The sequence below is a fragment of the Sphingomonas sp. G5 genome (genome assembly GCF_052660795.1).
Genome location: NZ_CP109660.1, coordinates 1662770 through 1683790 on the forward strand (window position 1 = coordinate 1662770; position 21021 = coordinate 1683790).

Genomic DNA, 21021 nt, shown 5'->3' on the forward strand with positions numbered 1-21021 from the left:
TGCCGCTGTCTCGCGGCATCCCTTCGCTTGCGGCCGTCAGCCGTAGAACAGCTTGTCGAAGACGCGGCGGGCGCGTCGGGTCACGCCGAAGTAGTCTTCCTCGACCTGCGTCGCGGAGCGCGGCGCATACTCCAGGATGCGGCCGATGCCGTCGAGTTTGGCGCGGTCGACGGGGAGGACGTTACTCGTCTGCCCCGAGAGCAGCGTGTTCGCGGACCGCAGGCGGCTCGCCAGGTGCCACGCGGCGGCGAGCTTGTCGGCTGCCTCGCCCTCGATGTGGCCCGCATCGACGGCGGCCTCGAGCGCTTCGAGGGTGGACGTCGTGCGCATCGCCGGGGTCGCGCGGGCATGCTGCAGCTGCAGCAATTGCACCAGCCACTCCACGTCGCTGATCGACCCCGGGCCGAGTTTGAGGTGTCGCGCAGGGTCGGCTCCCTGCGGCAGGCGCTCGTTCTCGACGCGCGCCTTGATGCGGCGGATCTCGCGCAGACCGTTCTGGTCGGCCGTGACCGGGTAACGCACCTCGTCGGCCAGTTCGAGGAACGCTCCGATGAGTTTGACGCTGCCGGCCACGCCGCGTGCGCGAAGCAGCGCCTGAGCCTCCCACGACAGCGACCATCGCCGGTAGTACTCGGCGTAGGCGTCGAGTGAGCGGGCGAGAGGTCCGCTGCGCCCCTCGGGACGCAGCTCGGCGTCGAGGTCGAGCGGTAGACGGTGGTCTTCGGAGTGCTCGCGCAGGCCCGCGACGAGCTTGAGAGCGAGTTGACTCGCCCGCTGCGGGTCGATGCCGTTGGCGCGGTAGACGTACATGACATCGGCATCGGAACCGAAACCGAGCTCCCGGCCGCCGAAGCGCCCCATCGCGATGACCGCGAAGTCGAGGTCGTCGTCTTCGGGGGGTACGACGATCCGGCGCACGGCGCGCAGAGTGGCCTGGATCGTGACCTCGGTGATGGTCGTCAGGGCGTCGGAGAGCTCCTCCAAAGACACCGTGCCGAGCACCGCGGCCATCGCGACGCGCAGCATCTCGCGGCGACGCAGGGCACGCACCGAGCGCATCGCGTCGTCGATGTTCTGCCAGCGCGTCTGAATCGCTCGGGCCTCTTCTTCGAGGGCCTTGCCGGAGCGGGGACGCAGCAGGGCATCGTCGTCGAGCCAGGCGACCGACTCGGGGATCCACTCCATGAGCTCGCCGATGTACCGCGAACCGGACAGCACGCGCGTGAGGCTCTCGGCGGCACCCGCTGAGTCGCGCAGCATCCGCAGGAACCACGGGGTGTTGCCGAGCCGCTCGCTGATGCGACGGAAGACGAGCAGTCCGTAGTCGGGATCGACGCCATCGGCGAACCATCGGATCATGATCGGCATGAGATGCCGCTGGATCGTGGCCTTGCGACTCAGCCCGCTGGTCAGCGCCGCGATGTGTCGCAGGGCGCCGGCCGGGTCGCGGAAGCCGATCGCGGCCAACCGGTCGCGCGCTTGCTCGGTCGAGAGCGTCCGTTCCTCCTCGGGAAGGGCGGCGACGGCCGAGAGCAGCGGACGGTAGAACAGGCGCACGTGGATATCGCGCACCTCGCGCTTGATGCCCTCCCACACCGCCTGGACCCCGGATGCCGAGTCCGCGAGCCGGGACGCCCGTGCGAGCACCCTCAGGTCGTCGTCCTTCTCGGGGAGGAGAGCCGTCCTGCGCAGTCCGCGGAGCTGAAGGCGGTGCTCGAGCAGCCGAAGGAGGCGGTAGTCGCGACCGAAGGCCTCGGCCTCGCTCCGACCGATGTACCCCTCGGCGACCAGGGCATCGAGCGCCTCGAGCGTGCCGCGCTGACGGATGCGCTCGTCGGTGAGACCGTGCACGAGCTGGAGGAGCTGCACGGTGAACTCGACATCGCGAATACCGCCGGGGCCGAGCTTGAGCTGCCGGTTGACCTCGGCGGCGGGGATGTGGTCGGTGACGCGCTCGCGCATGCGCTGCACGCCCTCGACGAAGTTCTCACGTGCGGCGCTGTGCCAGACGAGCGGCTGGACCGCCGCGACGTACTCGGCGCCGAGCGTCGCGTCACCCGCGATGGCGCGGGCCTTCAGCAGCGCCTGGAACTCCCAGCTCTTGGCCCACCGGGCGTAGTACTGCTCGTGGGAGGCGAGGCTGCGCACCAGGGCGCCCTGCTTGCCCTCGGGGCGCAGGTTCGGGTCGACCTCCCACAGGGGCGGCTCGATCTCGGGTCCCGAGATGCCGCGCATCGTCTGCACGGCGAGGCGCGTGCCGATGTCGATCGCGCGAGCCTCGGAGACCACCTCTTCGTCGGCGGAACCGCCGACGAAGATCACGTCGACGTCGCTGACGTAGTTCAGCTCGCGCGCACCGGTCTTGCCCATCGCGATGATCGCGAACCGGGTCGCCTCGACCTGGTCACGGGGAAAGGACCCCGGCCCCGGAGAGGAGACCCGCGCGCGAGCCACGCTCAGCGAGGCTTCGAGGGCAGCCCCCGCGAGGTCCGCCAGCGCGGAGGCCACGACGGGGATGGCCCCGGCCGGGTCGTCTTGGCCGAGGTCGTAGGCGGCTATCCGGGCCAGCAGACGGCGGTAGCGAACGCGCAAAGCGACCCAGGCGGCATCCGACGAATCCGCGGCGAAGCCCTCGACATCGCCGACGGATGCCAGAAGCTCGGCGCGCATGGAGGGCTCATCGGGCACCGTGAGCCCCGCCCCCGACAGATGAACGATCTCGTCGGGGTGACGCAGATAGAACTCGGCGAAGCCGTCGGACGCGCCGACCAGATCCCAGAGGGCACGCCACGCGCCCGCGTCCGCGGCGGTCGCGCGAACAGCGTCGCGATCACGGCGGGCGACCTGCAGGATCGACAGGAGCGCGCGGTCGGGATCCGCGACGCGCTGCGCGAGCTGCATGGCATCCGCCCGCTCGACTCCCACCGACTCCTCGAGCTCACTGAGCAGGGTGTCTGCTTCGGCGAGCCGCGAGAAGCCGGTGCGGGCGAGGGCGGTGAGCGCGGTGGAACGGTCGCCCGAGGTCATGGAACGACCGTCAGAGCGCTTCGAGGTTGCTCGCGAGCTCGAACGGCGTCACCTGGGCGCGGTACTGCTGCCACTCGCGACGCTTGTTGAGCAGCACGTACTTGAAGACCGTCTCGCCCAGCGTCTCGGCGACCAGCTCGGACTCCTCGAGGTATTCGAGGGCGTGGTCGAGGCTGGCCGGCAGCGGCGCGTAGCCGAGCGCGCGGCGCTCGGCGTCGCTGAGCGACCAGACGTTGTCCTCGGCCTCGGCCGGGAGCTCGTACTCCTGCTCGATGCCCTTGAGGCCCGCCGCGAGCATGAGCGCGTACGACAGGTAGGGGTTGGCGGCGGAGTCGAGCGCGCGGTACTCCACCCGCGTCGACTGACCCTTGTTGGGCTTGTACAGCGGCACGCGCACGAGAGCGGAGCGGTTGTTGTGGCCCCAGCAGATGAAGCTGGGCGCCTCGTCGCCGCCCCACAGGCGCTTGTACGAGTTGACGAACTGGTTGGTCACGGCCGAGATCTCGTTGGCGTGACGCAGCAGGCCCGCGATGAAGTGACGGCCCACCTTCGACAGCTGGTACTGCGCGCCCTCTTCGTAGAACGCGTTCATGTCGCCCTCGAAGAGAGACAGGTGCGTGTGCATGCCGCTGCCGGGCTGACCGCTGATCGGCTTCGGCATGAAGGTGGCGTACACGCCCTGCTCGATCGCGACCTCTTTCACGACGGTGCGGAAGGTCATGATGTTGTCGGCCGTGGTGAGGGCGTCGGCGTACCGCAGGTCGATCTCGTTCTGGCCGGGGCCGCCCTCGTGGTGGCTGAATTCGACCGAGATGCCGAGGTCTTCGAGCATGCGCACCGAGCGGCGGCGGAAGTCGTGCGCCGTGCCGCCGGGCACGTTGTCGAAGTATCCGGCCGAGTCGACCGGCTGCGGGCGACCGTCGGCACCCAGCTGAGAGGACTTCAGCAGGTAGAACTCGATCTCGGGGTGCGTGTAGAACGTGAACCCGGCGTCGGCCGCCTTGGCGAGCGTGCGCTTGAGCACGTGACGCGGGTCGGCGACGGCCGGCTGCCCGTCGGGCGTCGTGATGTCGCAGAACATGCGCGCGGTGGGGTCGATCTCACCGCGCCACGGCAGGATCTGGAAGGTCGTGGGGTCGGGGTGCGCAAGGAGGTCGGACTCGTACGACCGCGTGAGTCCCTCGATCGCGGAGCCGTCGAAGCCCAGCCCCTCGGTGAAGGCGCCCTCGACCTCGGCCGGGGCGATCGCCACCGACTTGAGCGTGCCGACCACGTCGGTGAACCAGAGGCGGACGAACTTGACGCCCCGCTCCTCGATCGTGCGCAAGACGAAATCGCGCTGCTTGTCCATCGTCATCCCTCGTTTCGGTGGGCGTTCAGCGGGTGGAGCCGGAGCCCCAGTCGTCGCGGGCGTCTTCTTCGGCCCACTGCTTCGAGCGCTCCTTCATGAGCTGCGGCGCGTTGGCCGCCTCTTCGGCGGTGTCGAAGGGGCCGGCGCGATCGACCGCGGGCGACTCGTACCCCTGCTCGACCTGGCCGGTCTCGAGGTTGTACCAGTACTTCTTGTCATCGTCGCTCACGATCGCTCCTCACGTGGATCTCGCGTCTCGGCGCGAACCGCCGGTGCTCCCCCGATCCTACTGATCCCGACCGTGCGGCTGGATAGGGTGAGGGGTATGGCAACGAATGCGTCTCGTGCGGTCGGAGTGGACATCGGCGGAACCGGCATCAAGGCCGGAATCGTCGATCTGGATGCCGGCGAGCTCGTCAGCGACCGGGTGAAGGTCGCGACGCCCGAGGGCGCAGAGCCGGCCGACGTGCTCGCGGCGGTGAAGCAGGTGCTCGAGACGCTCGAGGCTCCCGACGACCTGCCGCTGGGCGTGGCCTTCCCCGCCATCGTGAAGAACGGCCAGACCCTCTCGGCCGCCAACGTGTCGAAGTCGTGGATCGGCTTCGAGGCCGAGAAGTTCTTCGAGCACGGCCTCTCGCGTGACATCCACTTCGCCAACGACGCCGATGTCGCCGGCATCGCCGAGGTGCGCTATGGTGCGGCCAAGGGCGTCGAGGGTCTCGTCATCCTCACCACCCTCGGCACGGGCATCGGCTCCGCCATGATCTACGACGGGGTGCTCGTGCCCAACAGCGAGCTCGGCCACCTGCAGCGCGCCGGCCACAAGAAGGACGCCGAGCACTTCGCCGCGTACTCGGCGCTGGAGCGCGAGGAACTGTCGTGGGAGAAGTGGGCGAAGCGCCTGCAGTGGTACTACGACTACGTCGAGTTCCTCTTCAGCCCCGACCTCATCGTCGTCGGCGGCGGCGTGTCGAAGCACTCCGAGAACTTCTTGCCCCTGCTGAAGCTGCGCGCTCCCATCGTTCCGGCGAAGCACCGCAACAACGCCGGCATCATCGGCGCGGCCTCGCTCGCGGTCCCGGTGCCGGAAGCCCTGCCCGCGGTCAAGTAGCGCTCACGCGGCGTTCTCGATCCGTCGGACGCTGACCGCGTTGCGCCACACGACGGGCGCCCAGTGCCCGCCCGCGCAGGGCACCTCGAGCATGACGACGCGGTCGTTGCCACCCGTCGCCCAGGCGGGCTCGCGGGTCGCGGCGCGGTTCGGCCAGGTCACCCATGCCCACACCGGGCGCTTCTGCGGATACCAGTCGATCGCTCGCGCGCCCCACGTCTCGGGTTGGAGCGTGCAGGGGGCGATGGATGCCAGCACCCGGGCGACCATCTCGTCGCTGACCCCTGTACCCATGCACCGGACCCCTTCCCCGGCCGTGCTCGAGTGTAGAACAGACATCCGACACCAGACATCGGTTCGACGAGCCGATGGTCTCGCGGTCGAACTCGGCCTCGACGGCCCTCCGGCGCGCGTGCCCCTCGCGCGACATCTCTCCGGGCCAGCTCTGCGGCGACGCCGCGATCGTCCGCCGATCGTCCCGGTGTGCGAATGGGCCGGCCTGTACGCCGGGTACTGGTGTGCCAGTAGTTGGCAGCAGTGGGATCTCGTCGGGAGCAGCAGAAGAACCTGATGAGAGGCTGTTTGCTATGTTGTCGGGCGTGGGTGGCTGATGACCGCAGATGGGGGTTCTGCGGACTCTCTGCGGACCGCGCTACCTTGTCGGAGTGATTACGAAGCAGTACACATCGATTGAGGTGGCCGAGATCGCCCGTCAGCACATAGTGACCGTTCGCCTGCGCTTGGAAAACGGAGAGCTTCATGGTTCGCAGCGCCGGCCGGGTGGCCGGTGGTTGATCGCAGAGGGCTGCCTCGATGCTTACCTTCGCGGGGAGCAGTGCGAACACCGCACCGCGCCCCGGCTACGGTCGCGATAGACGATCATGCCGAATATGCGTGTCGTTGCGGTGGTGGTCCGATCCCGGGGCTGGTGGGCGGTCGAGGTTCCCGACGTGCCGGGCCTGTACACGCAGACTCGCAGGCGATCGGAGGTGCCTGCCGCAGTTCGTGAGGCCGGTCTATCGCTTGGAATACGTATCCGATCAGTCCGAGTAATCCCGGGGCCAATCAGCCCACCGTGATTTCCGCTTAATGATCTGACGCACACGCGCTCGGTTCCCGCCCTACTCGCCGCTGTCGGGCTGTAGGGCGCCCGGTAGGGCGGGCGGGACCACCACGGACTCCGCGCTCACCTCGCGAATAGGTGCTGACGGGGGCTTTTTTGAGCGTCGTGCTCGCACGCGGCCCACTGGCCCTACGCGCCCTACATCAGCTGGCAACCGGGGAGGGGGATCTTTGGGCGGTGCGCGGGTGAGGGACGGCCGAGCGCGCGAAAAAATGAAATCGAGCGGCGCGCGGCAGCCGTGCGCCCGCGTCGATCCGTCTCCACAGAAGGGTCAGCACTCGGTGTATAGTCATCGGATGCTGACTATTGCCTCCCGGCTGGACGTGATGAACCGGCTCGGTCGAGCTATGGCTGACCCGACCCGCTCTCGCATCCTCATGACCCTGCTCGATGGGCCGAGCTATCCGGCAGTCCTGTCCCGTGACCTCGGACTCTCGCGCTCGAACGTGTCGAACCATCTTGCGTGCCTGCGCGACTGCGGCATCGTCGTAGCCGAGCCCAGCGGCAGGCAGACCCGTTACGAGATTGCCGACCCGCACCTCGCCGCAGCGCTCACAGCACTGGTCGATGTAACGCTCGCTGTCGACGAGAGCGCGCCATGCATTGATCCGGGCTGCAGCGTGGCCGGCTGCTGCAGTTCGGAGACGGCACGATGACCGCCCCTACGCTGACGATTGAGCGACGCGACGTTCTTCGTCGCCGAATCCGCTTCGTCGTGGCTGTCACGATCGCCTGGAACGTGATCGAGGCGGTAGTAGCTCTCCTCGCCGGCGGCGCGGCATCCTCGGCGGCACTCATCGGTTTCGGCCTCGACTCAATCGTCGAGGTGCTTTCCGCCGCGGCCGTCGCATGGCAGTTCGCCGCGCCCGACCCCGAGAAGCGCGAGAAGGTCGCCCTCCGCGTGATCGCGTTCTCATTCTTCGGCCTAGCCGCCTACGTGAGTGTCGACGCCGTGCTTTCGCTGCTGGGCTTCCGCGAGGCCGAGCACTCACCGGTCGGTATCGCGATCGCCGCGCTGAGCCTGGCCGTCATGCCGTTCCTCAGCTGGTTCGAGCGCCGCACCGGCCGTGAACTCGGTTCAGCATCTGCCGTGGCCGACTCGAAGCAGACCCTGCTCTGCACATACCTCTCGGCGGCGCTGCTTGCCGGCCTGTTGCTGAATAGCCTGCTGGGATGGGCGTGGGCGGACTCGCTCGCCGCGCTCGTCATCGCAGCCCTCGCCGTCCGCGAGGGTGTCGAAGCGTGGAAGGGCGACGCATGCTGCGCCACTCCGCTAGCGAAGCTGACCGGTGAGAGGGCGTCCGCGACGTGCACAGACGGGTGCTGCTGAGCCGCGTTCGCAGGGGCGGGAGGTGGGTCGCGATGATGCCCGATGCGACAACTAGATGCGCTCTACTTGCAGCGGTAACAGCGGTTTGGCGTGATCAGGTGTGATGTAGAACGCGTGAGGCTCCTATCGTGCTGTGCGATTAGGTCTGGCAGGGCGGCAGCCAGCATCCCCAGCGCCTGCGAGTGGAATCGCAACCCCCTGCCTTTGACCTCTACAAGCCCCACCCAGTGGAGCCCTGCCGCACGCAAACCGTCTCGTTCTTCCTCGTAGAAGAGTTGTCGCCGATCCTGCGTCAGAATCGCGGTGAACCCTCTCTGACGAAGCTCCGGAAATAGCGTGACGTCCTGCGTTCCTCGCAAGCTCTTTTCGAGGTATGACTTGTACAGCGCGCTCTTGAAGGGCCTTCGTAAAAGCTCGGCGTAGTCGGCGGGCAGGTTCTCATCGATGAAGAACTTCGGTCGCCCCGCGTTCGCCGTCACATTGCCTCTTCCAGCGAGCGTGCGAACTCAACGGCGTCATGGGCGGCCCGCGCAGAGACTCGCGGGAACATGTCCGGTATGTCTTCCGTCGTGACGTCGTCCCCGTCGACAAGCTGGGCAATGGTGTCGAACGGCACCCGCGTGCCTTCCACGACGGGATAGCCGCCAAGCGTTCGCGGATGGATGCTCAGACTTCGAGCCGGGCGGCGCAGGTCCGCGACTCGCTGTCCGCGGAAGTTCTCGAACTCTTCGAACAACTCCTCGAACGTGTACTCGCTGAGCAAATGCCCCGGCTTATCGATGAGATCGAGCACTGTTCCATCCGGCAACCGCACGAAGATCCCTCGGCCGTCCGTTCCGAAGCTGTACGCGGAAGGATGATCCGCGACAGCCACCATGTCGAGCTTCCCCCACGCCGCGCGCAGTCTCTGAGCAGAGGTCTTCGCACGAATGAACACCATTGCGCGAAGCGCGACGAGGTCGCGGTACGAATACACGGGCGGTCGTGCCGGACTCACTTCCGGCACGAGCAGCCCCTTGGTGCGCCACTTGTTCAGTTGATAGGGGGTGGCGCCCGACAGCTTGGCCGCGAGCGCTGGCGTGTACGTCACTGTCCCACCCCCTCACGCATAGGCCCCATCGTAGGGGTCAGCTCCGACAATGCGTTCGACGTGCCGCAATCAGCTGTAGCCCCGGACCCAAACTGGCCTCATTGGCGGGCTATCATCCCGGTCGTGTCAGACCGATTGATCAGATCCGCTTCAATAACCGCGCTCGTAACCCTGACCGCACTTTTGGCAAGCGGATGCTCCGCCAAGTCAACAATCGATGAGTTCGCGGCCACGTGTGCGGGACGCGTCGCCCATTGGGCTGCGGTTTCCCCAAACGATGTTTCCTGGGTGGATGTTAGCGACGAGAACGCGCTGAGCGGCGCGAACCGTTCGTGGGACATCGCCGGTCAGTACCCCGGCGGCGAATGGAGATGCGGGGCCCCGGCTTCGAGCAGCGAGCCCTCGCAACTGATGATCTACCCGGGCGGCCGAGGTGCATACTTCGACGGCCGCTCGGATCAGCCCCCGCTCGATATCGCTCGCTGAACGCCAGCCGCTGAAACCGCGAGTGCCTCGACCCAAATGGTCGAGGTACTCGGCTGGGGCGCAGGCGGGTCTAGGCCCCGAGAAGAGGGCTCGCTGCCTTCCTTTCCGCTCTGTCAGCGAGGGAGCACCCTGGTGCTGACCGGTGAGGTTGACGCCCTGTGTGGCTCACTTCGCGTCAATCTCCTGCAGGTCCGAAGCCCACAGCGGGATGCGCTCGCCCGCCAGCCAAACGGCCGTGACTCCGGTTTCTGGGTTCACAACGGAGTACCCACCCTCCCCCGCAATGACTCTTTCGTCAGCGGCGTTCGCGTTCGTGTCGAGCCTGGGGTGTTCGACGGTGTCGAGCACCATTCGAGATCCCTCGTCGGTGGTGTCGTCCCCCTGATCGAAACGAATGCCACGGTTCGCGCGGACCATTAAGCGCCCCGCAGAGCCCGGTACACGGAGAAGGCAGCCGTCCGGGCAATTGCGATGTCGCCGCGCTAACAGACCACGACGCCCAGCTGTCCGGTGCCTGCGTACAGCTGATCCAGGGGACGGATGGAGATCTGCAGTCGCTGGCCGATGAGCAGCTGCGAGAAGTTGCCCATGAACAGATCAGTCGCGCAACTCTCGCCGGAGCAAGCTGTGGAACGCGCCGAACGCGCGCTGGCAGGCTGCGCCGACGATGCCGGCGGCGCGTCGAGACGCCTTGGCCGCGCGGTGAGCTGCGGCATCCGAGCGACGGCCGTACTCGTCCGCGTCGATCGCGCCGCGCATGTAGTCCGTCAGGTCCTCGACGTCCTCACGGGTGGGCTCCAAGTCCTCATGCCAGCCAGCGGCGAGCGACCGCATCACGGCGCGACGCTGATTATCGTCGAGCTGAGCGAACAGCTCTGGGTACTGCTGCTCGATCTTCATCGGAGACTCGGCCACGGTGGCTTCCTTCAACCCATCAAGTCTCCCAATGGCGCAGAAGCATCGATTAGCTCTGTGCGTTCTGAACACCGAAGCGGAGACTTAGATAGAGCGCTTCAGCGGCCCATGGTCGATCGTGTCCCACTTCACCGTGTCACGTTCGGATAGTCGTGGTGAGCTCGCTTCGCGTAATTCCGGCGGCAGCGTTAGTTCCGCAGGATCAATCTTCTTTCTAGGTCGCGTGTACCGCCTTCTGGCGAAGTCGTCGTCCCATGTTCCTGGTCCAACATTTGCGTCCACAGCCGCCTTCCCGAAGGCCGCGCCTTGGTGGAAGTCGGACGAACCGGCGAGGAGCCGATAGTCAATCTTCTCGTCAGCCCAGGCAGTGATCAGAGCCACGAATGCGTCTTGGTAGCCGGTCCACATCTCTTCGACCAGCTTGGGGACATCCGTGGTCGTATCTAACTCATCCGGGTAGAGAACTTCCATCTGCAGGTCCAGCGTGGCGCTGTGCATGTGATCAACGACGTGCGGCGTGGTGTCAGCATCCACCAGCCGAGTGCCAGGAGCCAAGCTCCAATCGAACGTGAGCTTGGGAGCGACACGGCGCGCCACACCATCTGGTGTGACAATCATCGCCTGGTGCTCCATCCAGGAGGGCGCGAGGGTCCCTTGCAGCTCGAGACGATGTTTATCTTCGTTGTCCACCCAGCCGAGCACCGCCAACAACTGATTTTCTGGCAGGGTTCCGCTGCTTCTAGCCGACATGAACGGTTGGCTCGCGTAGATCGCTCGCTGTACTCGTTCAGGAAGACCTTTGATGCGGCCAGCTTGCTGCCGCCAAGACTTGGCCGTCAGAGCAATCGGATACTGCAGAGCCTTGGAGGGCACCCCACCTTCCGCCTGAACTACCCGAGTCAGCGAGGTGTTCAGAATGCTGCGTAGGTGATGAGCGATCTCCGCGACTTGAATGCCCCACTGATCAAGTGAGGGCGGTGGGTCGACTGAAACTACCTCGATGTACCAGCCGCATTCCGGGGCGTCCTTGACGACGAGAGCCGTTCGAAGCGGGTCGGGCTTCCGCCATCGGCTGATGTCTTCCATCAGCTCGTTGGAACGCCTGCGCGCGAGTTCGACCCGGGGCTTAGCTTGCTCGGAGAGCCACTGCATGCGATCCGCTACGACGTCCCCGGTTTCCCCCATGGTGGAACGGTACCGGTGACTGTTCGTTGTCGGCAGACCTGACGATGCCGTAGTTCGAAACCGATCGGTTTCGCACCACCCGGTCAGATCAGGCTGTCGATGAGCCGCTGGACGCGGACCTTGATGTCGTCGCGAACCTCGCGGACGACCTCGACGGGTTGGCCTGCGGGATCGGTGAGCTGCCAGTCCTCGTATCGCTTGCCGGGTAAGAGCGGGCAGGCGTCGCCGCAGCCCATCGTGATCACGACGTCGGCTTGACGCGCGGCGTCCGTGGTGAGGATCTGCGGCGTCGCAGCCGAGAGGTCGATTCCCTCTTCGGCCGTGACGGTGACGGCGGCGGGGTTGACGGTGTTGCCGGGCTGGCTGCCGGCGGAGTACACGTCGATGCTGTCGCCGGCGAGGGCGCGGAGGTAGTCTGCGGCCATTTGTGAGCGGCCGGCGTTATGGACGCACACGAAGAGGGCGGCGGGCTTTGTGGTGTCGGGCATGCTGCGATTTGCCACCGGCACTGCTGGTCAAAACTTTCTCGACCTGCCGCGAGGGGAAACGCGCAGTGTCGGACATATGAGGGATTGTGGTGAATATGAGCTGACCCAGGATCGCGAGGATTGCCATGACCGGTACCGATGAGCTCGGAGAGCATTCGTCGTCTGATGGCGATTTTTCCGTCCGGGATTGGGCAGCACAGCGGGCCAAGTTGGTCGACCGAGACCGGATCAGTGCCGAGGAGCGGGTAGACCGTCTCGCGGGTGATCGCGATTTGGCCGCCGCTCTGCGCGCCGAGAAGTTCGCTGGTCGCAACTACGACTTCTTCGCAGCGGAGATTGCGAAGTACGGGTGGGCCGTGATCTGCGGATGGATCTACAAGGGACAGATCCGAGCCGAGGTCGCGCGAAAGGGGTTCGGTGCGCTGGAGCCCGAACCCCGACTGGGCGCAATGGTCGACGACGCCGAAGGACTCGCTGACGAGACGGTCGTGCTAGCGCTGCGGGCGTTCCGAGATAACGTCCTCGTTCCAGAAATGTGGGACCCCGCTAAAGGTGCATCCCTCCGAACGTTCTTCGTCGGTCAATGCCTCAGACAGTTCAGCAACGTCTACAAGCGGTGGCGACGGGAGGAGTTGCGCTCCTACGCGGAGCCACAGGCGCCGCCGGCTACACCCGAATGGGCGGATGAGTTCGAGGATGGGCCGGCGACTCCCCTCGCCCCGGATGCCAGCGAGGCCGCCCAGGTACGGGACGAGCTGCGCCGCGCGTTCGGGAAGATCACCGAGGAGCGCGTCCGCTCCGCTTTCTACCTCAGCGTCACGCACGGCTTCACACATGCGCAGATTGGGGAGAAGCTGGGGATGACCGCGAAGGCGGTCGAATCCGCGATCGCGCGAGCACGTCAGCAAGTACGAGAGAACCTGGAGTCAGCATGAGCGATCAATTTCGGGGCAAGGTCGAACGGTCGTCCTTCGGCACGCAGAGCGCGAAAGCAGCGCGGCGATCCGTCCCCGCCAGCAAAGCGCAGTCCCTCGTCTCCCGATCGGCGGCGAACACCATCTCGTCAAAAACCTTGCGCGGGCGCGAGGGGAAGTAGCCGCGGGCGTACATATACCGAGGTGTCGGGATCACAACAGAAAAGAGCCGCCCCGCGGGAACGGGACGGCTCACAAGCCCTGAGAGTGTCAGGTCTCATCCAAAGCACTGACTGTACCGGAGTTGGCAGCCGCACACGCGCGGCGCTCCGTCTCACGGCACCCGGCACAAACAGTTAGGAGTTCCTGTGGGAACTGTACGTCGCTCTGCATCTACCGGTCGTTTCGTCACCAAGGCCGCCGCGGCCCGCTGGCCCGGAAAGACCACCACCGAACGTGTCGGCTCCGGCACTAACAACTCGACCACGGTGCACCGCTCCGCGTCGACGGGCCGGTTCGTCACCGAATCCACCGCCAACCGCAACCCCGGGGGCACAATCAGCCAGCGCGTCTGATCTGACTCGCAGAGAGGGCCTGCACGTCACGCGTGCAGGCCCTCTCTGCGTGCGAGCTGACGACGTTCAGACGTTGACCGTTGCCGATCGTACTTCCCGCTCCCACGCTTGGGTGGCGACCTGCACGGCGTCCCACGGGGAGCCCAGCGGCGGTGTGTAGGAGAGGTCGAGGTCGCTCATGTCCGCGACGGTCATTCCGTGGTGCAGGGCGGTGGCGTAGGTGTCGACGCGCTTGGAGATTTCTGCGCCGCGGGTGCCGACGAGCTGCGCGCCGAGGAGGCGACCGTCTCGAGTGTCGCCGGTGATACGGATGCTGATGGGGGTCGCGCCAGGGTAGTACCGCTTGTGGTCATCCGCGATCGCGGTGTAACTCTGCGGGGCATAGTCGGCGGCGGTTGCTTCGTGGTCGCGGAGGCCCGTGCGCGCGGCGACGACATCGAAGACCTTGACGACTTGTGTTCCGAGGCTGCCCGCGAAGCGAGCGTTGCCGCCGATCGCGTTTTCACCGGCGATGCGGCCTTGCTTGTGGGAGGTGGTGCCCAGCGGGAGGTAGGTGACGCCGAGGAGGCGGTGGTGGGTGACCACGCCGTCGCCGGCTGCCCACACGTTGGGCAGTCCCGTACGCATCTGCTCGTCCACGACGACAGCGCCGCCGGCCCCTGTCGCTGCGCCGGCCGTGGTGAGGAGGTTCGTATTGGGTCGCACGCCGACGACGACGAGCACGAGGTCGGCGCTGTGGGAGAACGGGTCACTGTCGCGGGTGCCGGCCACGGTGAGGCGCCCGTCGTCACGGGTGACAGCGTGGATGCGGGTTCTGGTGAGGACGTCGACGCCGTGGCGGGTGAGTTCGTCGTGGACGAGGGAGCTCAGTTCGGGGTCGAGGGTGGAGAGCACTTCGGGGCCGCGTTGGAGTTGGGTGACGTGTAGGCCGCGGACGGTGAGAGCTTCGGCCATTTCGAGGCCGACGTAGCCTGCGCCGACGATGATCGCCGTTTCGGGCTGGCGCTCATCGAGGTAGCGCTCGAGCGCGAAGGTGTCACCCATCGAGTGCAGCAGGTGCACCCCGTCGTCGGGGCCGAGTTGGTCGAGTCCGGCGATACCGGCGGTGGAGGGTGATGCTCCGGTGCCGACCATGAGGGCGTCGTAGCTGATCGTGGATTCGGTGCCGGTGGCGTCGCGGACGGTGAGCGCGCGGGCGTTGACGTCGATGCCGGTGGCGAGGGTGTTTAGGCGCAGGTTCATGCCGGTGGCTTCGAGGTCGGCGTGGGTGCGGTGGGCGAGGGATTGCCAGGGCTGCACCTCGCGCGAGAAGTAGTACGGGATGCCGCAGATGGAGAAGTTCGGGTAGGCGTCTGCGACGACGACGGTGACGTCGACGGAGGGGTCGAGTTCGCGGGCGCGGAGGGCGGTGGAGATGCCGGCGTCGCTTCCGCCGATGGCTACAAGGTGCATGGTGGTGCCTTTCAGGACGTGGTGTCGGAGTGTGTGGGGACGACAGCCTCACCGGCGGCGCGGGCGACGGTCGGGTAGAGAACGAGCAGCAGCGCGAGCCCGAGGGCTGCGCCGACGAGTTGAGCAATGATGAACGGGGCTACGGAGGCCGGTGCGATGCCGGCGAAGGTGTCGGTGAACATGCGCGCGGTGGTCACGGCGGGGTTGGCGAACGATGTGGAGCTGGTGAACCAGTACGCCGCCCCGATGTAGGCACCCACCGCGGCCGCGGTCACCGATCCTTTCCCTGTGCGGGCGAGGGCGAAGATCAGCAGCACGAGCCCGGCAGTTGCGACCACTTCCCCGATCAGGTGTCCACCGGTCGCACGGTCGTTGCCGGAGAGCGTGGGGGCGGTGTCGAACATCACCCCCGCCAGGAGGGTGCCGGCGATGCCGCCGAAAACCTGCGCCGCGACGTAGGGAGCAAGATCCCGCAGGGGCAGGCCGGTTCCCGTTCGCCGCCCGAGTAGCCAGTCTGCGAGCGACGCCACGGGGTTGAAGTGCGCCCCCGAAACCGGGCCGAGCATGAGGATCAGCACCGTGAGTCCGAGAGCGGTGGTGAGGCTGTTTTCGAGCAGCTGCACGCCCACGTCGGTGGGTGAGAGGCGTTGCGCGGCGATTCCCGAGCCGACCACAACGGTCACGAGTAGACCCGTTCCCACAAACTCCGCGCCAGCGCGGCGCAGCACGTGAGGTCGGGCGTCGGGAGTGTGGGAGAGGTCGGTGGTGTTCATGTGGGCCCCATCTTGACCCGCGCCAGGTAGTTCAGTCAATATTGAATCAATGAACATCGAACGAACCGGCATGGTGGAGGCGCGCGCCGCCCGGCACGCCGCCCTCGGCGATCCGTCGCGCCTACGGATCGTCGATCTCCTGACACTGGGTGATCTGTCTCCCTCCGAGATTGGGACAGCCCTCGGGATGCCGGCAAATCTCGTTGCCCATCACCTGAACGTGTTGGAGGGGGCAGGCATGGCTTCCCGGTCGAGGTCGGAGGCTGACAGGCGGCGCAGCTACGTCCGCCTCACCGACACGGCTCTCCAGGGCCTCGTCCCGGGACGCGAAGAACGAGCAAGCCGCGTGATGTTCGTATGCACGGCGAACTCGGCTAGGTCGCAGCTGGCGGCGGCGCTGTGGTCAACGCACAGCACCATTCCTGCCGCCTCCGGCGGCACCCATCCCGCCGCTCACATCGCCCCCGGCGCGATCGCCACCGCTGACCGTCACGCGCTCGAACTTCCCCACGAGGCGCCGCGGGCGTTGGAGACGGTGCTGACGTCATCAGATTTCGTTGTCACCGTGTGCGACAACGCTCACGAGGAACTGCACGTGCCCGGGCGTCTGCACTGGTCGATCCCCGATCCGGTGCGAGTGGGCACCGACGCCGCCTTCGACACCGCCTACGACGAGTTGGAGCGCCGGATCACGCAACTCGCTCCCCGACTTATCGCATCCTGACCACCTGAAAGAGAGCACCCGTGACCGATTACTCCCCCGCCGTCTTATTCATCTGCCAGCACAACGCCGGGCGCTCCCAGCTCGGAGCCGCCCTCCTCGAACACCTCGCCGGCGACAGGTTCACCGCCACCTCGGCGGGACTATCGCCGGCCGATGAGGTCAACCCCGCCGTGGCCGCCACCGTCGCGGAACTTGGCATGGACATCACGAACCGGACGCCCCGCGCGGTCACGGACGATGACCTCGAGCAGGCGGACATTGTGGTGTTGATGAAGCCGGGCCTGGCCCTCCCGTCGACCCCGCGGGGCGAGGTCTTGGAGTGGTCCTTCCCCAACCCGGAAGCCTGGGACGCCGACGCCGTGCGCCCCCTGCGCGAAGCCGTCTCCGAAAAAATCCAGACCACGCTCCTCACCCACTGAGCACGGCAGAGGGGGCGGGACGCCACAGCGTCTCGCCCCCTCTTCCCTCAGCTGGTCAGACGGTGGCCGGAGCGCGGCCAATCTGTAGAACTTGCGCCGGCGGGGCGCAGCACGCGCCACCCAGGGACACGCCGGAGGCGTCGAACAAGCCTGCGCCACCGCACACGCCCGTGTCGGGCAACGTCAGTTCGATGCGACGTGCGGCGTCGTGGTCTCCCGCGAGCTCCGCTGTGACGCTGCGCACCTGCTCGTAGCCGGTGAGAGCCAAGAAGGTCGGAGCGCGCCCGTACGACTTCGCGCCGACAAGATAGAAGTCTGGTTCGGGCTGGGCGAGGTCGACAGCGCCGGTCGCGGCGACAGACCCGCAGGAGTGCACGTTCGGGTCGACCTCCGCGGCGATGCGGACCGGCGCTTGCAGCGTCGGGTCCAGCTCGAGCCGCAGTTCCGACAGGAACGACAGGTCGGGCCGGAACCCGGTGAGCACCACGGCTCGGTCCGCGGTGAGCGTGCGGCCGTCCTCGGCGACGAGCACGGGACGATCGCCTTGACGCGCGACGCGCTCGACACGGAACCCGGTCACCAGCGACACGAGGCCAGTGTCAACGGCCTCTTTCGCTTTGATCCCGAGTGCACCGCGGGCAGGGAGTTCGTCGGCGTCCCCGCCTCCGAAGGTGTTGCCGGCTGTTGCTCGCCGCAGCGCCCAGGTCACGGTAGTCGACGGGTCGCGGCGAGCCATGCGGGCCAGGGCCAGCACAGCTGTGATGGCGGAGTGCCCGGAGCCGACGACGACGGTGTGCTTCCCCTCGAACCCTGCGCGATCGCGGAAGTCGGGGATGCGATACGAGAGCAGGCCGGCGGCGGTTTGCTCGCCCAGCGCGGGTAGACCGTCCGCTCCAGCAGGGTTGGGGGTGGACCAGGTGCCGGACGCGTCGACGACAGCCCGCGCCTGGATCCTGTACTGCTCCCCCTCAGTGGGCTCAACGTGCACGGTGAACGGCTGGTCGCCGCGGCCGGCGTCCACCAGCCGGTCACGCCCCAGCCGTGACACCCCTGTCACGCGAGCACCGTATACGACCTTCCCGCCCAGCGCTCCCGCAAGGGGTGCCAGGTACTTCTCCACCCACTGCGCACCGGTCGGATACCCAGTCGTCGGCGCCTTCCATCCGGTGGTTTCGAGCAGGCGTGCGCTTGCGGTGTCTATGAGTTCCGGCCACTCCGAGAACAACCGCACGTGACTCCAGTCGGATATTGCGGCCGCAGGCCCAGGTCCCGCCTCCAGTACGAGAACCGGCACATCTCGTTCGCTCAGGTGCGCCGCGGCAGCCAGGCCCTGAGGGCCAGCACCGATGACGACGACGGGCAATGCATCGACCATCACAAACTCCTCCTCACATCGACGCTTGTCGATGCATTGAGGGTCTTCTATGTATCGACAAATGTCAATATGAGGGGCAGACTTGTCGTATGGATACTCTGCTGTCCCTCCTTTCGAACGACACCGAGGCGTGCTGTGCGCCGGGAGGATCCGCGGCGTTGTCGGCTGAGCAGGCCGAGGCGACCGCACGCACCTTCAAGGCGCTGGGCGATCCCACAAGGGTGCGGCTGCTGTCGCTCATTGCGGCCTCGGACGACGGGGAAGCATGCATCTGTGACCTCACTGAGCCGGTCGGGCTGTCTCAGCCCACCGTGTCGCACCACATGAAGCTCCTAGTCGACGCGGGCCTTGCCACGCGCGAGCAGCGTGGGCGCTGGGCCTACTTCCGCGTCGTCACCGAAGCGCTCGACATCGCCGTTCGAGCCCTCCGACCGTGACCGCCCCCCACATCCGCCCTATGCGGGCGGATGACTGCCCCTTCGTAGAGTCGATCTACCGTGACGGCATCGCCACCGGCAATGCGACCTTTGAAGCCGAGCCGCCGTCCTGGCAAGACTTCGACCGCGGCAAGCTCACGGTCGGGCGCCTAGTCGCCGTCGATCACGCCCACGACGTCGTCGGGTGGGTTGCCGCGGCGCCCGTATCTGCCCGCGAGGTGTACCGCGGGGTTGTCGAGCACTCCGTCTACGTCTCCCCGCTTGCCCGTGGCCGCCGCATCGGCACCGAGCTGGTGGCCGCATTCCTCAGCGAGGTCGACGCCGCAGGCATTTGGACCGTGCAATCGAGCATCTTTCCCGAGAACCCCGCAAGTCTCACCCTCCACGAACAGGCCGGCTTTCGGCGCGTCGGAACACGCGAACGTATCGCCCGCATGACCTACGGCCCCTGGGCGGGGCAATGGCGGGATACCGTCCTCATCGAGCGACGACGCGCGTCGTAACACCTCGCGGCATCGCTTTTCGTGAGACCTCATGCTGGCCGGGGTGGAGTTCTATGCGCAGTCAGCATGAGGTTGAGCGCTGTCCACTCGTACCATCACGCTAGATTGCACTCACATTGCCTGGCTCGCCTCGGCCGGGATAGGGCTGGCGGTGCTGTTGCACGCGTCTGCTCTGCGGTTTCACCCACAGCTCTCCGCTGGATGATGAATTCCACTCGCCGGTTCGAACTCTCACGCTACGGTCAATGAGCCGCTCCAGGCCGGCGAGCTTTCTGCGACGTGCCCGTCGTCGCGTCGACCACATGCGCACCAGCCGCCGAGGACATCGAAGCAGCACTCGTGGGGTGCCTTGTTCACTGCGGACGGATTCGGTGGCCGCACAATGACGCGACGCGGAGCAACGGAACGCATGCCTCCGCCGAGGTCCATGTATGCCTCAGAGACGCTCATGCAGCTTCCCCCGGCCGGATGTCGCATCGCAGGCAGGTTCCGTCGGGGAGGAGTCGATGCTTCCTCGCGGGGCACCGCTCGCCAGGCTGAACTGTGACCATTGTGTGCGCGGGTAGATAAATTGGCGACTGGGAACGCGGGCGATATTCTTTCTCTTCTCTTCGGTTCGTGGCGGGATATCCCGCCACGGTCCCCGCCACGTCGCCCGCTTTGTTCCCCGCCACGTTATGCGGCGGGGTATCCCGCCGTTCAGTCACCATTCGGTAAGCGGGATACCCCGCCAGCTGCCACCGAATCGACCGGCCGGGGTTGATCTGGGCACGCGCGATAAGGTCAGATTGTTCGAGAGCGGCGAGCGCGTTGCGAACATCGCGTCGCGTTGCAGATACGTCATCTGCAAGGCGGTCGGCCGACGGCGACGCGACGAGGTCGGCATTCGCGTACTGGACAAGGGCAACGAGCACGCACTTGATCGCCCATGCGCCAATCTGGCGGGTGCCCTCGACGCGGGTTCGAAGTGCCCACCGAGTGAGGTCGTCACGATCCACTCCGACGTGTCCCCGTCAGTGTGTTTCATCGCCGGCCGCCCGCCCGCTAACCCGTCAGCGCTTCGGGCATCTGTGGCGGCCCGCAGCGAGGGCAGCCGAGTTGACCTCTGCGACCGGTACCGGGATGCACGCGTTACGGCACTACTACGCGAGCCTGCTCATCCGCTACGGGGAGTCGGTCAAGACGGTCCAGGGGCGCCTCGGGCACAAGTCCGCGACCGAGACGCTCGATACGTACGGCCATATGTGGGCGGACTCAGATGACCGAACGCGCGAAGCTGTCGACAGTGTCCTCGGTGCTCATGCGGACTCCTCGCGGACTCAGAACCGTAGGGGGTCTATTTTCTCCTGATCAACGTCGATTATGCGAATGGGCCGACCTGTACGCCGGGTTCTGTCCGGGGGTCGAAACCCCGTGGACGGTCATCTCTCTCGGCGACACGTTGCCGTGCCGCTCCAGCGGCCTACCCGGGGACTCGGCGAGCCGCGTCGTCATCCCCTGTCTGGCCTTGCTCCGGACGAGGTTTACCTCGCGGGTCGTGTCACCACGACCCCGGTGGTCTCTTACACCACCCTTTCACCCTTACCCCGCACCCCGAGGGGTCGAGGCGGTCTGCTCTCTGTGGCACTGTCTCGCGGATTGCTCCGGGTGGGCGTTACCCACCGTCCTGCCCTGTGGAGCCCGGACGTTCCTCGGCACGGGAGAACCCGTGACGCGACCGTCCAGCCGACCCATTCGCGTCGA

At 66.7% G+C, this 21021-nt stretch carries 23 protein-coding genes and 1 other RNA gene; 10 read left to right on the plus strand and 14 right to left on the minus strand.

The genetic code is table 11. The features are described 5' to 3' along the window. Nucleotides 1–36: 36 nt before the first annotated feature. From NE358_RS07990 to NE358_RS08000, 3 genes are read right to left on the minus strand one after another with little or no spacing between them, the layout of a single operon-like run. Nucleotides 37–3027, minus strand: coding sequence for a bifunctional [glutamine synthetase] adenylyltransferase/[glutamine synthetase]-adenylyl-L-tyrosine phosphorylase (locus NE358_RS07990; protein ID WP_289942538.1), 2991 nt, complete (start codon nucleotides 3025–3027; stop codon nucleotides 37–39). 10 nt (nucleotides 3028–3037) lie between these two features. Then, nucleotides 3038–4384, minus strand: coding sequence for a type I glutamate--ammonia ligase (gene glnA, locus NE358_RS07995; protein ID WP_499318514.1), 1347 nt, complete (start codon nucleotides 4382–4384; stop codon nucleotides 3038–3040). 19 nt (nucleotides 4385–4403) lie between these two features. After that, complete coding sequence (locus NE358_RS08000) at nucleotides 4404–4607, minus strand: SPOR domain-containing protein (protein WP_279367003.1); 204 nt, start codon at nucleotides 4605–4607, stop codon at nucleotides 4404–4406. Between the two features lie 96 nt (nucleotides 4608–4703). Between NE358_RS08000 and ppgK the strand changes: the two genes are divergently transcribed. Further along, complete coding sequence (gene ppgK / locus NE358_RS08005) at nucleotides 4704–5489, plus strand: polyphosphate--glucose phosphotransferase (RefSeq protein ID WP_289942539.1); 786 nt, start codon at nucleotides 4704–4706, stop codon at nucleotides 5487–5489. A 3-nt stretch (nucleotides 5490–5492) separates the two neighbouring features. Here the strand turns inward: ppgK and NE358_RS08010 are convergent, their stop codons facing one another. Further along, on the minus strand, nucleotides 5493–5783 hold the full coding sequence (locus NE358_RS08010) for a hypothetical protein (protein WP_116239797.1): 291 nt from the start codon (nucleotides 5781–5783) through the stop codon (nucleotides 5493–5495). A gap of 326 nt (nucleotides 5784–6109) precedes the next feature. Between NE358_RS08010 and NE358_RS08015 the strand changes: the two genes are divergently transcribed. From NE358_RS08015 to NE358_RS08025, 3 genes are all read left to right on the plus strand, one after another. Further along, nucleotides 6110–6364: a helix-turn-helix domain-containing protein gene (locus tag NE358_RS08015; protein ID WP_353853279.1), complete on the plus strand. Its 255-nt coding sequence runs from the start codon at nucleotides 6110–6112 to the stop codon at nucleotides 6362–6364. Between the two features lie 544 nt (nucleotides 6365–6908). Next, complete coding sequence (gene cmtR, locus NE358_RS08020; protein ID WP_289942540.1) at nucleotides 6909–7268, plus strand: Cd(II)/Pb(II)-sensing metalloregulatory transcriptional regulator CmtR; 360 nt, start codon at nucleotides 6909–6911, stop codon at nucleotides 7266–7268. Further along, a complete protein-coding gene (locus NE358_RS08025; protein WP_289942541.1) occupies nucleotides 7265–7942 on the plus strand; it encodes a cation efflux transmembrane domain-containing protein in 678 nt (225 codons plus the stop codon). Before cmtR ends, NE358_RS08025 begins: the two co-directional genes overlap by 4 nt. 62 nt (nucleotides 7943–8004) lie before the next feature. Here the strand turns inward: NE358_RS08025 and NE358_RS08030 are convergent, their stop codons facing one another. The 6 genes from NE358_RS08030 to NE358_RS08055 form a co-directional block, all read right to left on the minus strand. Beyond that, nucleotides 8005–8421, minus strand: coding sequence for a PIN-like domain-containing protein (locus NE358_RS08030; protein ID WP_289942542.1), 417 nt, complete (start codon nucleotides 8419–8421; stop codon nucleotides 8005–8007). Next, nucleotides 8418–9032 carry a DUF433 domain-containing protein gene (locus tag NE358_RS08035; protein WP_289942543.1) on the minus strand — a complete coding sequence of 205 codons (615 nt, stop codon included), beginning with the start codon at nucleotides 9030–9032 and terminating at the stop codon, nucleotides 8418–8420. The genes NE358_RS08030 and NE358_RS08035 overlap by 4 nt, the downstream gene beginning before the upstream one ends. A gap of 651 nt (nucleotides 9033–9683) precedes the next feature. Then, nucleotides 9684–9869 (minus strand): hypothetical protein, encoded by a 186-nt coding sequence (locus NE358_RS08040; RefSeq protein ID WP_289942544.1) that lies wholly within the window; start codon nucleotides 9867–9869, stop codon nucleotides 9684–9686. Nucleotides 9870–10115: 246 nt separating this feature from the next. Then, on the minus strand, nucleotides 10116–10433 hold the full coding sequence (locus tag NE358_RS08045; RefSeq protein WP_289942545.1) for an antitoxin VbhA family protein: 318 nt from the start codon (nucleotides 10431–10433) through the stop codon (nucleotides 10116–10118). Nucleotides 10434–10517: 84 nt separating this feature from the next. After that, nucleotides 10518–11618 (minus strand): hypothetical protein, encoded by a 1101-nt coding sequence (locus NE358_RS08050; protein WP_289942546.1) that lies wholly within the window; start codon nucleotides 11616–11618, stop codon nucleotides 10518–10520. An 83-nt stretch (nucleotides 11619–11701) separates the two neighbouring features. Then, nucleotides 11702–12106, minus strand: coding sequence for an arsenate reductase ArsC (locus tag NE358_RS08055; RefSeq protein WP_289942547.1), 405 nt, complete (start codon nucleotides 12104–12106; stop codon nucleotides 11702–11704). A 125-nt stretch (nucleotides 12107–12231) separates the two neighbouring features. Between NE358_RS08055 and NE358_RS08060 the strand changes: the two genes are divergently transcribed. Beyond that, the gene (locus NE358_RS08060; protein ID WP_289942548.1) at nucleotides 12232–13041 is read left to right on the plus strand and encodes an RNA polymerase sigma factor; all 810 of its coding nucleotides are present in this window, start codon (nucleotides 12232–12234) and stop codon (nucleotides 13039–13041) included. 620 nt (nucleotides 13042–13661) lie between these two features. Here NE358_RS08060 and NE358_RS08065 read toward each other — a convergent pair. Both NE358_RS08065 and NE358_RS08070 read right to left on the minus strand, forming a co-directional pair. Beyond that, on the minus strand, nucleotides 13662–15047 hold the full coding sequence (locus NE358_RS08065; RefSeq protein ID WP_289942549.1) for an FAD-dependent oxidoreductase: 1386 nt from the start codon (nucleotides 15045–15047) through the stop codon (nucleotides 13662–13664). Nucleotides 15048–15058: 11 nt separating this feature from the next. Further along, on the minus strand, nucleotides 15059–15820 hold the full coding sequence (locus tag NE358_RS08070; RefSeq protein WP_289942551.1) for an aquaporin: 762 nt from the start codon (nucleotides 15818–15820) through the stop codon (nucleotides 15059–15061). A gap of 49 nt (nucleotides 15821–15869) precedes the next feature. Here NE358_RS08070 and NE358_RS08075 point away from each other — a divergent pair, with 49 nt between their 5' ends. Together NE358_RS08075 and NE358_RS08080 are read left to right on the plus strand one after the other, a co-directional pair. After that, nucleotides 15870–16544 (plus strand): arsenate reductase/protein-tyrosine-phosphatase family protein, encoded by a 675-nt coding sequence (locus NE358_RS08075; RefSeq protein ID WP_289942552.1) that lies wholly within the window; start codon nucleotides 15870–15872, stop codon nucleotides 16542–16544. 20 nt (nucleotides 16545–16564) lie between these two features. After that, on the plus strand, nucleotides 16565–16963 hold the full coding sequence (locus NE358_RS08080; RefSeq protein ID WP_289942553.1) for an arsenate-mycothiol transferase ArsC: 399 nt from the start codon (nucleotides 16565–16567) through the stop codon (nucleotides 16961–16963). 55 nt (nucleotides 16964–17018) lie between these two features. Here the strand turns inward: NE358_RS08080 and NE358_RS08085 are convergent, their stop codons facing one another. Further along, nucleotides 17019–18338: an NAD(P)-binding domain-containing protein gene (locus NE358_RS08085; RefSeq protein WP_289942554.1), complete on the minus strand. Its 1320-nt coding sequence runs from the start codon at nucleotides 18336–18338 to the stop codon at nucleotides 17019–17021. 89 nt (nucleotides 18339–18427) lie between these two features. Between NE358_RS08085 and NE358_RS08090 the strand changes: the two genes are divergently transcribed. From NE358_RS08090 to NE358_RS08100, 3 genes are all read left to right on the plus strand, one after another. Beyond that, nucleotides 18428–18775, plus strand: coding sequence for an ArsR/SmtB family transcription factor (locus NE358_RS08090; protein ID WP_289942555.1), 348 nt, complete (start codon nucleotides 18428–18430; stop codon nucleotides 18773–18775). Then, the gene (locus NE358_RS08095; protein WP_289942556.1) at nucleotides 18772–19278 is read left to right on the plus strand and encodes a GNAT family N-acetyltransferase; all 507 of its coding nucleotides are present in this window, start codon (nucleotides 18772–18774) and stop codon (nucleotides 19276–19278) included. Before NE358_RS08090 ends, NE358_RS08095 begins: the two co-directional genes overlap by 4 nt. Nucleotides 19279–20256: 978 nt before the next feature. Continuing rightward, on the plus strand, nucleotides 20257–20628 hold the full coding sequence (locus tag NE358_RS08100; RefSeq protein ID WP_289942557.1) for a tyrosine-type recombinase/integrase: 372 nt from the start codon (nucleotides 20257–20259) through the stop codon (nucleotides 20626–20628). A gap of 15 nt (nucleotides 20629–20643) precedes the next feature. Here the strand turns inward: NE358_RS08100 and rnpB are convergent. Beyond that, an RNA gene (gene rnpB, locus NE358_RS08105) (RNase P RNA component class A) lies at nucleotides 20644–21011 on the minus strand. Between the last annotated feature and the right edge of the window lie 10 nt (nucleotides 21012–21021).

What these genes read in the sequence shown, in the direction of transcription:
- NE358_RS07990 (WP_289942538.1), bottom strand. Translation starts at nt 3,027, where the DNA reads ATGACCTCGGGCGACCGTTCCACCGCGCTCACCGCCCTCGCCCGCACC.
- glnA (WP_499318514.1), bottom strand. Translation starts at nt 4,384, where the DNA reads ATGACGATGGACAAGCAGCGCGATTTCGTCTTGCGCACGATCGAGGAG.
- ppgK (WP_289942539.1), top strand. Translation starts at nt 4,704, where the DNA reads ATGGCAACGAATGCGTCTCGTGCGGTCGGAGTGGACATCGGCGGAACC.
- NE358_RS08010 (WP_116239797.1), bottom strand. Translation starts at nt 5,783, where the DNA reads ATGGGTACAGGGGTCAGCGACGAGATGGTCGCCCGGGTGCTGGCATCC.
- NE358_RS08015 (WP_353853279.1), top strand. Translation starts at nt 6,110, where the DNA reads ATGGGGGTTCTGCGGACTCTCTGCGGACCGCGCTACCTTGTCGGAGTG.
- cmtR (WP_289942540.1), top strand. Translation starts at nt 6,909, where the DNA reads ATGCTGACTATTGCCTCCCGGCTGGACGTGATGAACCGGCTCGGTCGA.
- NE358_RS08025 (WP_289942541.1), top strand. Translation starts at nt 7,265, where the DNA reads ATGACCGCCCCTACGCTGACGATTGAGCGACGCGACGTTCTTCGTCGC.
- NE358_RS08040 (WP_289942544.1), bottom strand. Translation starts at nt 9,869, where the DNA reads ATGGTGCTCGACACCGTCGAACACCCCAGGCTCGACACGAACGCGAAC.
- NE358_RS08050 (WP_289942546.1), bottom strand. Translation starts at nt 11,618, where the DNA reads ATGGGGGAAACCGGGGACGTCGTAGCGGATCGCATGCAGTGGCTCTCC.
- NE358_RS08055 (WP_289942547.1), bottom strand. Translation starts at nt 12,106, where the DNA reads ATGCCCGACACCACAAAGCCCGCCGCCCTCTTCGTGTGCGTCCATAAC.
- NE358_RS08060 (WP_289942548.1), top strand. Translation starts at nt 12,232, where the DNA reads ATGACCGGTACCGATGAGCTCGGAGAGCATTCGTCGTCTGATGGCGAT.
- NE358_RS08065 (WP_289942549.1), bottom strand. Translation starts at nt 15,047, where the DNA reads ATGCACCTTGTAGCCATCGGCGGAAGCGACGCCGGCATCTCCACCGCC.
- NE358_RS08070 (WP_289942551.1), bottom strand. Translation starts at nt 15,820, where the DNA reads ATGAACACCACCGACCTCTCCCACACTCCCGACGCCCGACCTCACGTG.
- NE358_RS08075 (WP_289942552.1), top strand. Translation starts at nt 15,870, where the DNA reads ATGAACATCGAACGAACCGGCATGGTGGAGGCGCGCGCCGCCCGGCAC.
- NE358_RS08085 (WP_289942554.1), bottom strand. Translation starts at nt 18,338, where the DNA reads ATGGTCGATGCATTGCCCGTCGTCGTCATCGGTGCTGGCCCTCAGGGC.
- NE358_RS08090 (WP_289942555.1), top strand. Translation starts at nt 18,428, where the DNA reads ATGGATACTCTGCTGTCCCTCCTTTCGAACGACACCGAGGCGTGCTGT.